Annotated in this window: 12 protein-coding genes; 7 read left to right on the top strand and 5 right to left on the bottom strand. The window is 71.6% G+C overall.

Translation table 11 applies throughout. From position 1 onward, the window contains the following. Nucleotides 1-71 precede the first annotated feature (71 nt). Nucleotides 72-1,220, bottom strand: coding sequence for a Gfo/Idh/MocA family protein (locus ACLJQM_RS13660; RefSeq protein WP_410631485.1), 1,149 nt, complete (start codon nucleotides 1,218-1,220; stop codon nucleotides 72-74). A 47-nt stretch (nucleotides 1,221-1,267) separates the two neighbouring features. Beyond that, nucleotides 1,268-2,014: a FadR/GntR family transcriptional regulator gene (locus tag ACLJQM_RS13655; protein ID WP_410631484.1), complete on the bottom strand. Its 747-nt coding sequence runs from the start codon at nucleotides 2,012-2,014 to the stop codon at nucleotides 1,268-1,270. A 72-nt stretch (nucleotides 2,015-2,086) separates the two neighbouring features. Here ACLJQM_RS13655 and ACLJQM_RS13650 point away from each other — a divergent pair, with 72 nt between their 5' ends. Both ACLJQM_RS13650 and ACLJQM_RS13645 read left to right on the top strand, forming a co-directional pair. Next, nucleotides 2,087-3,250 (top strand): mandelate racemase/muconate lactonizing enzyme family protein, encoded by a 1,164-nt coding sequence (locus ACLJQM_RS13650; protein WP_247019817.1) that lies wholly within the window; start codon nucleotides 2,087-2,089, stop codon nucleotides 3,248-3,250. Between the two features lie 13 nt (nucleotides 3,251-3,263). Next, nucleotides 3,264-4,130: a fumarylacetoacetate hydrolase family protein gene (locus tag ACLJQM_RS13645; protein WP_410631483.1), complete on the top strand. Its 867-nt coding sequence runs from the start codon at nucleotides 3,264-3,266 to the stop codon at nucleotides 4,128-4,130. 13 nt (nucleotides 4,131-4,143) lie between these two features. Here ACLJQM_RS13645 and ACLJQM_RS13640 read toward each other — a convergent pair whose 3' ends face one another. Beyond that, on the bottom strand, nucleotides 4,144-4,941 hold the full coding sequence (locus ACLJQM_RS13640) for a tyrosine-protein phosphatase (RefSeq protein ID WP_410631482.1): 798 nt from the start codon (nucleotides 4,939-4,941) through the stop codon (nucleotides 4,144-4,146). A 325-nt stretch (nucleotides 4,942-5,266) separates the two neighbouring features. Between ACLJQM_RS13640 and ACLJQM_RS13635 the strand changes: the two genes are divergently transcribed. Both ACLJQM_RS13635 and ACLJQM_RS13630 read left to right on the top strand, forming a co-directional pair. After that, nucleotides 5,267-8,401 (top strand): LamG-like jellyroll fold domain-containing protein, encoded by a 3,135-nt coding sequence (locus tag ACLJQM_RS13635; RefSeq protein WP_410631481.1) that lies wholly within the window; start codon nucleotides 5,267-5,269, stop codon nucleotides 8,399-8,401. Nucleotides 8,402-8,518: 117 nt separating this feature from the next. Then, nucleotides 8,519-9,379 (top strand): hypothetical protein, encoded by an 861-nt coding sequence (locus ACLJQM_RS13630; protein WP_410631480.1) that lies wholly within the window; start codon nucleotides 8,519-8,521, stop codon nucleotides 9,377-9,379. Here ACLJQM_RS13630 and ACLJQM_RS13625 read toward each other — a convergent pair whose 3' ends face one another. Next, nucleotides 9,380-11,347: an ATP-binding protein gene (locus tag ACLJQM_RS13625; RefSeq protein ID WP_410631479.1), complete on the bottom strand. Its 1,968-nt coding sequence runs from the start codon at nucleotides 11,345-11,347 to the stop codon at nucleotides 9,380-9,382. Between the two features lie 121 nt (nucleotides 11,348-11,468). Between ACLJQM_RS13625 and ACLJQM_RS13620 the strand changes: the two genes are divergently transcribed. The 3 genes from ACLJQM_RS13620 (at nucleotide 11,469) to ACLJQM_RS13610 (ending at nucleotide 13,728) form a co-directional block, all read left to right on the top strand. Continuing rightward, nucleotides 11,469-12,350 (top strand): cyclase family protein, encoded by an 882-nt coding sequence (locus ACLJQM_RS13620; protein ID WP_410631478.1) that lies wholly within the window; start codon nucleotides 11,469-11,471, stop codon nucleotides 12,348-12,350. Between the two features lie 243 nt (nucleotides 12,351-12,593). Continuing rightward, on the top strand, nucleotides 12,594-12,818 hold the full coding sequence (locus ACLJQM_RS13615; protein ID WP_410631477.1) for a hypothetical protein: 225 nt from the start codon (nucleotides 12,594-12,596) through the stop codon (nucleotides 12,816-12,818). An 85-nt stretch (nucleotides 12,819-12,903) separates the two neighbouring features. After that, nucleotides 12,904-13,728 carry a DUF72 domain-containing protein gene (locus tag ACLJQM_RS13610; RefSeq protein ID WP_410631810.1) on the top strand — a complete coding sequence of 275 codons (825 nt, stop codon included), beginning with the start codon at nucleotides 12,904-12,906 and terminating at the stop codon, nucleotides 13,726-13,728. A 1-nt stretch (nucleotide 13,729) separates the two neighbouring features. On the opposite strand, the gene ACLJQM_RS13605 is transcribed toward ACLJQM_RS13610, so the two are convergent. Continuing rightward, the gene (locus ACLJQM_RS13605) at nucleotides 13,730-14,236 is read right to left on the bottom strand and encodes a DUF6630 family protein (RefSeq protein WP_410631476.1); all 507 of its coding nucleotides are present in this window, start codon (nucleotides 14,234-14,236) and stop codon (nucleotides 13,730-13,732) included. Between the last annotated feature and the right edge of the window lie 193 nt (nucleotides 14,237-14,429).

The following is a 14,429-nucleotide window of genomic DNA, read 5'->3' as shown; positions in this document are numbered from 1 at the left end:
ACAACTCCTCGTACCGACGGGCGACGTTGCAACCGGCGGGACAGCGCGGCGAGTACCGCGCTGCGGGTCGTTCACGCGGCGAAGGACGCCGTACTGCTGCTGCGTTGTCCTGGCAGCCCGTCGAACAGCCCGGTCGAGCCGCGGGGCCGCCACAGCGGCACCGCGCCCGCGCCGGGCACGGGGTCGAGCGTCAGGGCGGCCGCCTGTTCCGCGGAGTCGAGCGCCCGCTGGACGACCATCGCGTTGGCGACGCTCTGCGCGACGCTGCCGACCGGCCGCAGCCCGAACTGCACGGCGTCGGCGAAGTCGGCGAGTTCCGCGCGGTAGCCGTTGTCGATGCCGCGGAAGACGGTCGTGTGCGTGGTGGCGTCGGAGCTGCTGCGCGTCACGCGGCGTTCCGCGTCGGATCCGGCGAGCACGAGCACGCCCTCGGTGCCGTACAGCCGCATGTCGTTGGGTTCGGGCGGCACCGGGATTTCCGGGAAGGACGCGGTGTAGTTGCCGATGGCGCCTCCGGTGAAGACGAGGTTGAGCGTGAGGTCCGACGGTCCGTCGATCGTGCTGTTGGCCGTCTGCACGGCGCCGTGCACGCGGGCGACGTCGCCGCAGAGCAGCCGGATCTGGGCGATGTGGTGCACGCCGAAATCGAGGTGCACCCCACCGCGGTACTGCGGCCGCTGCCGCCACGGCGTGCTGGTGAACCCGCCCGGCCGGGGCACCGACTGCCCGGCGTGCCGCCACGCCATCAGGTGCGGGCGGCCGATCGCGCCGCTGTCGAGCAACGCGCGGGTGTAGCGCAGGTCGTCGCGGTAGAAGTAGTTCTCCCCCACCATGAAGGTGCGGTCCGGGTGCCCGGCCGCCAGCACCAGGAAGTCTTCCGCCTGCTCCGCGTCGACGCCGGTCGGCTTCTCGCAGAACACGTCCTTGCCCGCCGCGAGCGCGTCTCGCGCCACCTCGTACAGGTGCGGGATCGGCACCGAGATGAGCACGGCGTCGACGTCGTCGCGGGCCAGCAACGCGGCCCGGTCGGCGGTGGCGCGGGCCGGATCGGTTCCGCTGTAGGCGGCGAACCTCCTGCCCTGCTCGGCGGAGGAGTCCGTGAACGCGGTGAGCGCGAACCGGTCGGTGAGCGTGCGCAACGCCGGCCAGTGCAGCTTCTCGACCGCGAGCCCGGTGCCGATCAGCCCCAGCCGGATCGGCGGGATAGCCGGTGCCGCCATACCTGTCCGTCCTCGTCATCGGTTCCGGAACTCGGTCGTGCAGTCTGCTAACGCCGCTCGGCGGCCCGCTTGCTTCGCTGTTCCTTCTCCGCGACGAGCGTGGAGAAGTTGTTGTTCAGGTGCTCGCGCATCGCCGCGCGGGCCGATTCCGGGTCGCGCGCCACGAGCGCCTCGTAGATCTTCGTGTGCTGAGCGGTGGCGCGGCGCAGGCCGGCCGGTGCCTCGTTGGTCAGGCGCCGGCTGGCCGTGCCGAGCCAGCGGGCGGAGTACATGATCCGGTCGAGGATGCGGTTGTCGGCCGCCCGGCAGATCTCCATGTGGAATTCGTGGTCGACCTCGAGGTAGGCCTCGGGATCGGTCTCGAGCGCCGCCATGCGCTCGACCTCGTCCCCGAGCCGGGCCAGCGTCTCGTCGGTGATGCCGGCCGCGGCCATCGCGGCCAGCTCGGGTTCGAGCAGCGCGCGCATCTGGTGCAGTTCCTGCAGCAGCTCGTCGACGATCTCCGTGGGCAGCCACTCGATCAGCAACGGGCTCAGGTAGTCCCACTCCGCGCGGGGGCGCACGACGACCCGGCGGCCCTGCGCGACGTCGACGATGTCGAGCGAGGCGAGGATCTTGAGCGTTTCCCGCGCCACCACGCGAGAAACCCCGAACTCGCCGGCGATGTCGAGTTCGGACGGAGCCCGGCCGTCCTCGAACCCGCCGCTGACGATGCGGCGGGTCAGGTGGGCGGCCACCTGCACCGGGAGGGTCCGGACCTTGACAGCGTCCGGAGACTCTTGTCTCCTTTGCATGTCATCAGCTTATCGGACAAGTTGCACTTCACGTTAGCCCGTTCATCTGCATGACCCTGCGGCAGGAGAGCAATGCGGATCGTGAACATCACGACGGCGGTGGTCGCCTACCACGGCGAAGCCACGCTGGTGCGCATCGACACCGACGAGGGCCTCAGCGGGTTCGGCGAGGCCAATCCGGACGCCGGCGCGGGTGCCGTCGTCGGGATGATCGAGTCCCTGACACCCCTTCTGCTCGGCGAGGACCCGCGCAACGTCGAGCGGTGCTGGGAGAAACTGCGCCGCAGCAAGGTGTTCGCGGGCGCCCAGAGCGGGGTGTTCGTGATCGCCCTGTCCGGGATCGAGCTCGCGCTGTGGGACCTCGCGGGCAAGGCCGCGGGTCAGCCCGTGTACCGGCTGCTGGGCGGGAAGTTCCGCGACCGCGTCCGCCTCTACGCCGACTGCGGCGACGGCGACGACCCGGCGGGTTCGGTCGCCGGCTGCGTCGACCGGGCCCAGCGGATGGTCGCCGAAGGCTTCACCGCCCTCAAGTTCGACATCGACGACCTGCACCACCCGGCCAAGTTCGACGCTTTCAACCACACCGTCAACGCCGCCGAGCTGCGCTCGATGGTCGAGCGCGTGGCCGCCGTCCGGGAAGCGATCGGCCCGGACGTCGACCTGGCCATCGACCTGCACGCCCGCTACGACGTGCCGAGCGCGTGCCGGATCTCGTGGGAGCTCGAGCCGTTCCACCTGATGTGGCTCGAGGAGCCGCTGCCGGCGGAGAACGTAGACGCGCTGGTGCGGGTGCGCGAACAGACCCGCACGCCGATCTGCGCGGGCGAAAACCTCTACCTGCGCTGGGGATTCCGCGAACTGCTCGAACGCGGCGCCGTGGACTTCATCGAGCCGGACGTCCCGAAGTGCGGCGGCCTGGCCGAGGCGAAGAAGATCGCCAACCTCGCGGAGCTGCACTACGTCCCGTTCGCCCCGCACCTGGTGTCGACGCCGCTGGGCACGATGGCGACTTCGCACCAGTGCGCGGCGATCCCCAACTTCTTCGTCCAGGAGTGGCACGCTCTGGAGGAGCGCGCGGTGTGGGACAGCTACGTCCACGTCCCCGACGGGAGCGGCTCGATCGTCAAGGACGGCTACATCACGCTCCCCGACACGCCCGGCATCGGCGTGGAACTCGACATGGACGGCGTCCGCGCCCACGCGGTCGCGGGCTACGGGGTCTTCGAAACCCGGTGACAGGAGGTCCGGCTTGAGCCACTTGGTGCGATTCTCCGACGGAACCGGCGTCCGCGTCGGCCTGCTCGCCGACGCGGAACTGCGGCCGCTCGCGGTGGCGTCGATGGGTGACCTGCTGCGCCGCTCCGTGGCGGAGATCCGCGAGCTGACCGAGGCCGCCGGCGCACCCGTGGGCGGGGCGCGCCTGCTGCCGCCGCTGGACGGCCGGATGGAGGTGTGGGCCGCCGGGGTGACCTACCAGCGGTCCGAGGAAGCCCGCCGTGAGGAGAGCGCCGACGAGGACGTCTACGCGCGGGTGTACCGCGCGGAGCGGCCGGAGCTGTTCTTCAAGTCGGCCGCGTGGCGCGTCGTCACCGACGGCGAACCGATCGCCGTCCGCGCCGATTCCGCCAACAACGTGCCGGAGCCGGAACTCGGCCTGCTGCTGACCAGTACCGGGGAGGTCGCCGGGTACGTGGTCGTCGACGACGTCAGCTCCCGCAGCATCGAAGGCGAGAACCCGCTGTACCTCCCGCAGGCCAAGATCTACACGGGTTCGTGCGCGGTGTCGGCCCGGGTGCGCCCGGCCTGGGAGGTACCGGACCCGCTGTCGCTCGGGCTCCGCATGCGCATCCGCCGCGACGGCCACGAGGTGTTCGCCGGCGAAGCGAACACCTCGCAGCTCAACCGCGAACCGGCGGAGCTGGTCGAATACCTGTGGCGCGACAACGACTTCCCCGACGGCGCGGTGCTCTCCACGGGCACGTCCGTCGTGCCGGGGCTCGACCTCGGGCTGCGACCCGGCGACGTGGTCGAGATCGAGATCGACGAGGTCGGCTCCCTGCACTCCCACGTGGTGCTGGGCGCGGAGGAGGTGCGCCGGGCGCTCGCGGCTCGCTGAGTCCGGCCGGAGGTCAGGCCAGCAGGCGGGCCTTCAGCGCGTCGATGGTCGCGTCGTCGAGGCGAAGGCCTTGACGGGCGTAGGCGTCCATCGAGCCGTACAGGTGATCGACCTCGGCGAAAGCCGCGCGCAGCCAGCTCAGCTCGACAGCCTCGGGGTCGCCCAGCTTGTCGTTGCTGAGCAGGAAATCGGCCTCGACGGTCGCGCGCGGCACGCCCAGCAGGCTCAGCAGGATCGCCGTACCCCAGCCGGTGCGATCCTTGCCCGCCGAACAGTGGAAGACGGTGGCGCCGGAACCGTTCGCCGCGATGGCGCGCAGCAGGTCGCCGAACGCGTGGTCCGCGCCGACGAAGTCGACCATGAAGGGGTAGCCGATCGACTGGCCCAGGTTGTCCGATCCGTTGAGCAGCCCGGCCGCGATGGCCTTCACCAGCGTGACGGCGGCGTTGTCGTGGAACCGCAGGCCGTGCGCGAGCGAGACGACGTCGGCCACCTGGTAGCGGGCCCCCGCGGGTACGCGGTCCGGCTCGTCGTGGCGCTCCTGCACGTTGCGCAGGTCGACGTCCAGCGAGACGTCCGACGCGGTGAGCCGCTGGAGATCCGCGTCGGTGAGGTGGGAAAGTTTGTTGGATCGGTAGACGACGCCGGTGCGGACTGTGCGGCCGTCGGTCGTGGGGTAGCCGCCGATGTCGCGGAAGTTCTTGGCGCCCTCCAGGCTTACCGCGCTGACGACGGCCGATGCCGGGGCCGCTATCCCGCTGACGAGTGTGGTCACCGCCGCGCCGATCACGAGCAGCTTTCGCACGCGCATGTCGCTCCCTCCGCCGAGTGCCGGGACGAACGTGAATGGTTCCCGCGTTCGCCGGGGAGGACAACGGTAAAAGGTGAAGGGTTCGCGGGGAGTTCAGCGAGCGGCCACCGGTTCGAGGGCGATGGCCGCTCCACGGCTCACCCCGCCCTCCCCTTCGCCCACGCCGGCGCCCACCGCCGTCAAGCCTGCTCGGTGCCAACCGGCCCACCGCCCGTGATCAGACGAGCGGCCGCCCCGGGAGACGGCCTGGACAGGAGTCCGATTTATCTGATTGGATCTCACCAGGAGCGTTTTACAACGTTGTAAAAGTGAAGGGTCCCCGCCGATGAGAAGAGCCGCTTCTGTCCTCCTGGCCCTGCTGGTGGCGCTGGGCGTGGCGTCGGGAACGCCGCCCGCGAGTGCCGCTGAGGCCGTGCACGGCCTGAAGGCCGAGTACTTCACGATGTCGGCGCCGGGTGCGCACGACTTCGCGAACCTGGCCGGCACCGCGCTCGACGGGGAGGTCGACCACCCGGACCTGACCTCGGTCTTCGGGCTGGTCACCGGGCGCACCGAGAACACGACCGCCCGGTGGAGCGGGCAGCTCGCCGTGCCGCAGACCGGGGACTACACCTTCTACGCGATCGGTGACAACGGGTTCCGGCTGTTCATCGACGGCGCGCCGGTGATCGACCACTGGGTCGGCGACTGGGACAAGGAGCAGACCAGCGCTCCGGTCACGCTGGCCGCCGGCACGCAGCACGACTTCAAGCTGGAGATGTTCCAGGACACCGGCGGCGCGAACATGTTCCTGCGCTGGTCCAGCGCGGCCATCGCGAAGCAGATCGTGCCGCTCTCGGCGTTCACGCCGCCGGCCGGCTTCCGGGCCGTGCCGCGCACCGCGGACGTCTCCCAGGACGGCCGCACGCTCACGGCCGACTTCGACGGCCGCGTCTCGGGGACCGGCGACCTGGCGGACCACCTGCGGATCGAGGTCGACGCGACGCCGATGCCCGTCTCGTCCCTCACCGCGAGCCGCAGCCGGGTCACGATCCGGCTGGCCGAGGCGGTCCTGAAGGGCCAGCGGGTCACCCTCTACTACGACGGCGCGGGCGCGCTCGCGGTGGACGGCACGAAGATCGGCAAAGCCGCGCGCATCGTCGCGAACGCGTCGGCCGAACGGCTCAAGACGCCGTGGGGCGAGCACGTCGACACGCGCCACCCGTTGCCGGAGTACCCGCGGCCGCAGCTCGAACGCGACAAGTGGGTCAACCTCAACGGCCCGTGGGAGTTCTCGGCCGCCAAGGAGGGCCAGCAGCCGGCGTTCGGCAAGAAGCTGCCCGAGAAGGTGATCGTGCCCTTCCCGATCGAGTCGCAGCTCTCCGGGCTCGAACGGCACGAGGACCACATGTTCTACCGCCGCACGGTCAGCGTCCCGCGCGACTGGAAGATCGGCGGCGGGCAGCGCCTCAAGCTCAACTTCGGCGCGGTCGACTACCAGGCCAAGGTCTGGGTGAACGGCAAGGTCGTCGCCGAGCACACCGGCGGGTACACGGCGTTCAGCGCCGACATCACCGACGCGCTCAAGCGCGGTGACGAGCAGGAGATCGTCGTCGCCGTCACCGACACGACCGGCCCGTACCAGCCCAAGGGCAAGCAGTCCGCCAACCCCGGCGGCATCTTCTACACGCCGTCGTCGGGCATCTGGCAGACGGTGTGGCTGGAACCGGTGGCGGACAAGGGCATCGACGAGATCAAGACGACGCCCGACCTTACGACGAACTCGCTGGCGCTCACCGTCAAGTCCGCGGGCAACGCCACCGTCACGGCGGTCGCCAAGGACGCTCGTGGCCGGCAGGTCGGTACGGTCACCGGGCCGGCGAACGCGAACCTGAAGATTCCGGTGCCGAACCCGCACCTGTGGACGCCGGACGACCCGTACCTGTACCAGCTGGAGGTCAAGCTGGGCGGCGACAGGGTCAAGAGCTACTTCGGCATGCGGTCCACCGGCATCACGAACGTCAACGGCACGCCCAAGCTGACGCTCAACGGCAAGCCGATCTTCAACCTGATGCAGCTGGACCAGGGCTTCTACCCGGACGGCCTGAACACCGCGCCGAGCGACGAGGCCCTCGTCTTCGACCTGAAGGCGCAGAAGGACCTCGGTTTCAACGCCGTCCGCAAGCACATCAAGGTCGAGCCCGCCCGCTGGTACTACCACGCGGACCAGCTCGGACTGCTGGTGTGGCAGGACTTCGTGTCCGTCGAGGACGGCAACAACCCGGCGGCGCAGCAGGCGTGGCTCAGCCAGGGCCTGGAGGAGATGCACCAGCTGCAGAACTCCCCGTCGGTCTACGCCTGGATCGTGTTCAACGAGGGCTGGGGCGAGTGGGACAAGACCGCGACCGGCCGGATCACCGACCAGGTCAAGGCCACCGACCCGAGCCGGATCGTCAACGCCCACAGCGGGGTGAACTGCTGTGCCTCGAAGGGTGACTCGGGCGCGGGCGACGTCATCGACCACCACGACTACAACAACACCGACCCGGCGGCCTCGGACGGCAAGCGCGTCGCGATGGACGGTGAGCACGGCGGCTTCACGCTGCGCACGCCGGGTCACCAGTGGCCCGGTGCGCCGATCGCGATCTACAGCGGGGTGGCGGACAAGGCGGCGCTGACGGCGAAGTACGTCGACAACACCCGCACGTTCTACCTCGGGCAGGCTCGGGCCGAGCTGTCGGCGTCGGTGTACACGCAGGTCACCGACCTGGAAGGCGAGCTCAACGGGCTCTGGACCTACGACCGCAAACGCATCAAGGTCGACCCGGGTCCGGTCCGCGAGATCAACCGGCGGGTGATCGAAGCCGGTGCCGGCGCCGGCAAGCCCTACCCGTACGCGGGGAAGGGCTCGTGGAACCTCGACGAGCGCGGCGGAACGACCGCGAAGGACTCGAGCGGTGGCAAGAACCCGCTGACGCTCACCCCGACCGGGGCGGCCTTCAAGGACGGCGCGCTGCAGTTCAGCGGCGGCTCGGCCGACACCTACGGCCCGGTCGTCGACACGACCGGCGACTACACCGTGTCCGCGAAGGTGCGGCTCGACCAGCTGCCCGGCAACTACGCGACCGCGGTGAGCCAGGACGGCCGGGACCGGGAAAGCCCGTTCTACCTGCAGTACGGGCAGGGCGCGTTCGCGTTCAGCACGCCCGGCGGCAACCGGGCCCGGTACGAGGTCGTGCCGGAGACCGGCCGCTGGTACGAGCTGACGGGCGTCCGGGCCGGCACCGAGATCCGGCTCTACGTGGACGGCGTGAAGGTCGCGACCGCCCCGGCCGGACCGGCGTTGGTCAGCACCGGCGCGTTCACGGTCGGCCGCGCCAAGTACGACGGCCGCAACGTCGACTTCTGGCCCGGCGCGGTCGACGACGTCCGCGTGGTCGGCAAGGCGCTGACGGACACGGAGGTCGCCCAGGTCTCCTGACTTCACCCCCTGTGACGCGGGTGCCGCACCTCGGCACCCGCGTCGCCGCGTGGCCGAAACCCGGGTTCGGTAGCGCGCGGCCCGGTGGAGGCTGGGCCCCGCCGAACGGAGGTGGGCGTGGTGAACACGGTGGATCCGGCGCGGGCCCGGCGAGAGCGTCTTGAGCGGTGGCACGGGAACCCCTGGCTGCTCGCCGGGATCGCGGTGGCGTCGGTGGCCACGCCGGCCCTGGGTCTCCTGGCCGGGCTGGGCTTCGGCGGGATCCTCGAGCAGTTCCGGACGATGGCGATCGACAGCGTCTTCGACGACCGCGGGGACGGAGACCCGCCTTACGTCCTCATGTGGGGCACCTTCGGCCTGCTCGGCTGCCTCCTCGCGGCGACGCTGGCCGGTGCCGCCGCGCGGCGCTACCGGGCACGCCCGTCGGGGCCGGTGTTCCCGGCGGTCCTGGCACTGGCCGGAAGCACTGTGGGCGTTGCGGTTTCGGCCCGGGACTGGCTTCCGCCGCTCGCCGTCGGCACCGCGGTCGATCCGGTCTTCCACCACGACGAACCCTGGGGGTTCTGGGCGTGGGTGTGCTACTACGCCGACTGGTGGGCGCCCGCGCTGCTGCTCGGGCTGACGCTGCTCACGCTGGGATGGGCCGTGGCGGACGGCCGCCGGCAGACCCGGCTGGCCGCGACCCGCGACCGGTTGCTGGCCCACGGCTGCCGGGTGCCCGCGGCCGTGGTCGACGTCAAGCTCCGCCTCGCGGGCGACGAGTCGGGCACCCGGATCGTCGGCTCGACGGTGACGGTGTCCTACACCGACCCGGCCGGCGTCCGCCGCTGGGCGACCCGCCGCAGCCGCGAGACCGAATTGGCTGTCGGGCCCGGCGGCGCGGAGGTCCTCTTCGACCCGGCCCGCCCCGCGGACGAGAAGGCGGTCTTCGTCGCCCTCCGCCGCCACCCGGCCCTCGCCGACTGGCTGCCGGCTTGATCAGCCGGTTTCGCGGGCCCACAGCAGTTCGGTCAGCTGCGCGACCGCCTTGTCGCGGTGCCGCCGGTAGGTGTTGAACGACAGGTGCAGGGAGTTCGCCACGCGCTCCTGGACGCCGATCGGGCGCAGGAACGTGCGCTCGATCAGCACGCCGAGATCCGGCTTCAGCGTGGCCGCCGTTTCGTCGAGCAGGTCCCGCAGGATCTCGGCCGGGGTGCGGCCGGCTCGTTCGTGCTGCCGGACCAGCCGTGACCGCAGCAGCGGGTTCGAGCGCAGGAGTTCCGGCGTGTGCAGGGTGCGCAGGGCGGAGCGGACGGCGTCGGTGAACTCCGGCTCGGACAGCACCGGCTCGTCGAGGTCCTGCCCGGCGGGTCGCGCCGGCGCGCCCAGCTGGCGGGTGTGCAGCAGGTCCGTGTACGTCGTGATGCCGGTCCGGCGCCAGTCGTGCGCGAACACCGGGAACCGCGCGCCGCCGACTTCGTAACCGGCTTCGGTGGCCGCCCAGAAGTCGAGGGATTCCATCGCGGGTGCCCACAGTTCCCCGTCGCCGAACGCGCCGACGAAGCTCCACGCCGTGTCGGCGCCGACCAGGAGGATGTCCAGCATCTGCCACGCGACGAACAGCGTCAGCGACGGGGACGGGCGCTGTCCGTGGTCGCGGTCGAGGAAGAACCGCCAGGCGCGGACCCGTTCCCCGGCGCGCGGCGGCCCGAACTTCGCGGCGCAGCCCCACATCGCGTCGGTGCCCGGGTCGACGCCGAGGTCGGCCTCGGTCAGGTCCAGGCAGGCGCCGTAACCGCGCGGCTCGCCGGTCTCGGTGCGGAAGACCCGGAAGTCCCCGGGCCGGCGCCGCAGCCAGTGCGCCACCAGCTCGGCTTGCGCGCTCCCCTGCCACTCGGCGGTCATGGCGACGATCGGCGACCGGTCGCCGTCGCGCAGCCCGTCGGCGTGCGCCCCCATCGTCGGCGGCAGCGACGCCAGCGCGGCGAACGGGGAACGGGCACCGTTCAGCACGACGGTCAGCACGACCAGGTCCAGCCGCTCCCGCTCGTCCGCCGTCGCCCGGACCTGGTCGTGGAACACGGCGAGCTTCCGGCGGTACAGGTCGGCGTAGCGGCCGGGATCGCGCCAGCGCAGGTCCGCGGTGATGGCGTCGCGGACCACGTCGTGGGGGTAGAGCCCGTACGGGGACTCGTCGACGAACGCCTGTGTGCGCAGCCAGGCGAACAACTCGCCGGCGTCACCGCCGACCATCGAGCGCAGCAGGTCCTCGGTCGTGACGAGCAGCAGCGCGCACACTTCCAGCGCCGTGCGGTGCCGGGCGCTCGGCACCTCGTCGAGCATCTGCGCCAGCAGCGCGCCCACGACGTCGGGCAGGTCCGACAGCGTCCGCGGCGCGGCACCGCGGCGTACGGCGTCCACCATCAGCGACAGGGTGAGCGGGTGGCCGCGGCTGATCTTCAGCAACCGGTCGTGCGTCTCGCCGGGAACGTCCTGGGTGGTCAGGTACGCGCTTCCCTCCTCGGCCGAGAGGTTGCCGAGCGCGACGACCCTCATCAGGGCCCGCCAGGCCGGGTCCGCGCGCCACCGCGGCCCGGGACCACGCCGCCCGGCGATCACCACCAGGCAGGACGCCGGGAGGGACGGCAGGTACTGGTCGCGAACCCAGTCGTCGACCGGCTCCAGCAGTTCGTACGTGTCGATCAGCAGCACGTCGCCGGCCGGGGCGGGCAGGGCTGCCCGCCCGAGGGCCAGGTGCCGGGCGTCGACCCGGACCGGCTCGAAGCCCTTCTCGGCCGCCACGTCGGCGAAGACGTCGAGCAACGCGCTCTTGCCCACCCCGCCGACGCCGTGCACGAAGAGCACGCCGGGCGCGCCCAGCGCGTCGCGGAAGAGGGCGACCTCCTCGTCCCGCCCCGTGAAAGCCCGCCGCTGCAGCTCCCGCACGGTCCGGCCGAGTGATGTCATGCACCCGACTGTATCCATCGCCGCCGACCGGAGTGGGCACCGAACGGGCAGTGGCTGGGCTGGTGGCCGCGGGCCCGCTCGGTGACGATCTTGGCGTTGTCCCCGAGCGAAGGAAGCAGCCATGGTTCAGAACCCCGAAGAGTTCCCCAGCAACTGGGGACGCTGGGGTGCCACCGATCAGCTCGGCACCGTCAACCTGATCACCGCCGAGGCCCGCGCGCGTGGCGTTGCCCAGGCGCGCAAGGGATTGACGGTGTCACTGGCGCGCAAGACCCCGACCGCACCGCTGATGGGCGGGCCGATGGCCGCGCTGCGGGCGGACACCACCGGCGTGCAGACCATCATGTCGTTCACCGGCTCGCCGCCGCTGGCGATGGCCGAGCTGATGCTGGTCACGACGCACCACCCCGAGGTGACGCACCTGGATGCGTTGTCGCACATGGTCGTGGACGGGCAGGTCTACCCCGGGATCGCGCAGGCGGAGAGCTCCGGGCCCGCGGGCGTGACCCACGGCGCGGCGGACGTGTTCGCCGACGGGATCGTGACCCGCGGCGTGCTGCTCGACCTGGCCCCGGACGGCAAGCTGCCCGACGGCCACGCGGTCACGGCCGACGACCTGGACGCGGCGGCGGCGCGGGCGGACGTCGTGGTGGAGCCGGGTGACGCGCTCGTCGTGCGCGCGGGCTGGGACCGGGTCCCCGACCACGGCCGGGCGCTGCCGGGAATGACTTCCGGGGCCGTCCGGTGGATGCACGACCACGGGATCGCCGTCTACGCCGGGGACATCGGCGACGCGTCGCCGCCGGTGCAGGACGACTTCCCCGGCGCCCTGCACCGGCTGGGCCTCGCCCGCCTCGGGTTGGTGCTGATCGACGGCGCCCGCGGCGAGGAACTCGCGGCGGTCTGCCGGGAGCAGGGCCGTTGCACATTCCTTTTCGTGGCCGCGGTTCCGCGCATCCTCGGCACCACCGGGCTGCCGGTGAACCCGCTGGCCATCTTCTGAGCGAAAGGATCGACCACGACGAACGCCTTCCTCCGCGGCCTCGGCGAGCTCACCCGCCTTTCAGAAGTGCCGGGGCGTGACCGTCGACGAAACCGCGCCGGTGATCAGCCGGGCGAGCGTGCTCATCAAGGCGCCGCCGGCGGAAATCCGGCACCTGCACACGGATATCGACCGCCGGCAGCGCTGGATCCCGGAAATCACCCCCGCCCACAAGGGAAACCGGGACCGCTGCGGCCGGGCTCGGTGTTTTCCTGGTCGCTGCAGAACATGCACGTCGAGTCGACGGTCACGGCCGTGAAGCCGGCCCGCTGCACCGCGTGGGGCGCTCCCGTGAACGGCATCACCGGCGTGCACCTCTGGACGTTCCGACAGACCCGCGGCGGCGTCCTGGCGACCACCGAGGAGCCCTGGGCGGGCCCGCACCGGTTGCGGTACACCGCGGAGAAGCGGGGAGCACGGACTCGCTGACGCGCCGGGGCGGTACCATCCGACCACGGCAAGGGGTCTTCGACGGGAGCTGACGCGGGTGGCACGTCTGCACGTCGGCTGCGCGATGTGGACGCACAAGGCGTGGCCGGGGCGGTTCCTGGCGCCGTCGCTGCCGGCCAAGGAGCGCCTGCGGGCCTACGCCGGCTGGTGCACCGCGGTCGAAGGCAACACGACGTTCTACGCGACGCCGGCCCGCGGCACCGCCGAGACGTGGGCGGAGCAGACCGGCCCCGGCTTCCGGTTCGTGGTCAAGGTGCCCAAGGTCGTCACGCACGAGCGCCGGTTCACCGGGGTCGAGACCGAGATGCGGGCGTTCCTGGACGCGATCGAACCCCTGGGTCAGCGGGCGGTCCTGTGGACCCAGCTGCCCGGCTCGTTCGGCCCCGCGGACGTCGACGCCCTCGCCCGTTTCCTGCGCCGCCTCCCCGCCGATCTCCGGCGCGCGGTGGAGGTGCGCCACCCCGAGTTCTTCACCGACCCACGCTCGACGTCGCTGCTGGAGGGGACGCTCGCCGGCGCGGAGGCCGAGTGGGTGCCGTTCGACACCACCGTCTTCTTCGCGAGCCCGCCGATCAGCGAGGCCGAGCAGGAGGCGTGGGGCAAGAAACCGCGGCTACCGCGGCGAACGCGGGCCCTGACCGACCAGCCGGTCGTCCGCTACCTGGGCCGGGACTCGGTGGAGGAGACGGTCGCGGGCTGGCAGCCGTGGACCGAGGTGGTCGCCGGCTGGCTGCGCGAGGGCCGGACACCGACGGTCTTCGTGCACACCCCGGACAACGACGAGGCCCCGGCACTGGCCCGCCGCTTCCACGACGACGTACGAGCGCTGGTGCCCGATCTCGAGGCGCTTCCGGAGCCGGAACCGATCGAGCCGGCGACGTTGTTCTGAGCTACCCGCCCAGCACCTCCGCTGTGAAGCCGGCTGCGGTAGAGGAAGTCGTCAGCTTCTCCGCGTCGGTCGCCGGCAGGAGGACGAGCGGGTAGCAGTCCGACTCGATGTCCAGGACCGCGAGCGCCGTTCCCGTCTCGCGCAGCCGGTTCCCCGCCGTCTCGAGGAAGTCGTACGTCGGGAGTTCGCTCGCCGCCAGAGACGTCCACAGCTCATCGGCCGGTGGGGCCGAGCGCAGGGCACGCAGCTGGGCGGTGATCTCGTCGGCGGCTTCCTTCCAGTCGACCTCGGCGAGCAGGCCGTGGTCGGCGAGGGCGTCGACCAGGGCGATCCACGGGAGGCCGTCGAAGGGCTCGTCGATGCCGCGGTCGTCGAGGCGGTCGGCGTGCTCCCGCACGTACGCGGCGGGGTCGTCGAGGGCGGCCGCCGCCCGGGCGGGGACCTCGGGGGTGTCCGGGGCCAGAAGCGTGGCCACGGCCACCAGTGCGTCGCGAGCCGGCGTGGTCATCGGGGTCCTCCGTGGGGGCGAGGGGCGGGCGTGACCATGATCTCAGCTCACCGGTTCAGACCAATCTGGTGCCACCTTGATCGAGCAAGCTCTACCGGACGCGGCCGGTCGCGGGTGATCCTTCAGTTCCCCCGTCTGGATCGACCGAGGGATGTGGTCGTCGTGTTCCGCCGCCTCGTTCTCGTTTTCGCCC

Origin of the sequence: Amycolatopsis sp. cmx-4-83 (assembly GCF_046548815.1) — a bacterium.
GTDB lineage: Bacteria > Actinomycetota > Actinomycetes > Mycobacteriales > Pseudonocardiaceae > Amycolatopsis > Amycolatopsis pretoriensis_A.
This window is presented reverse-complemented; position numbering and strand designations above follow the sequence as displayed.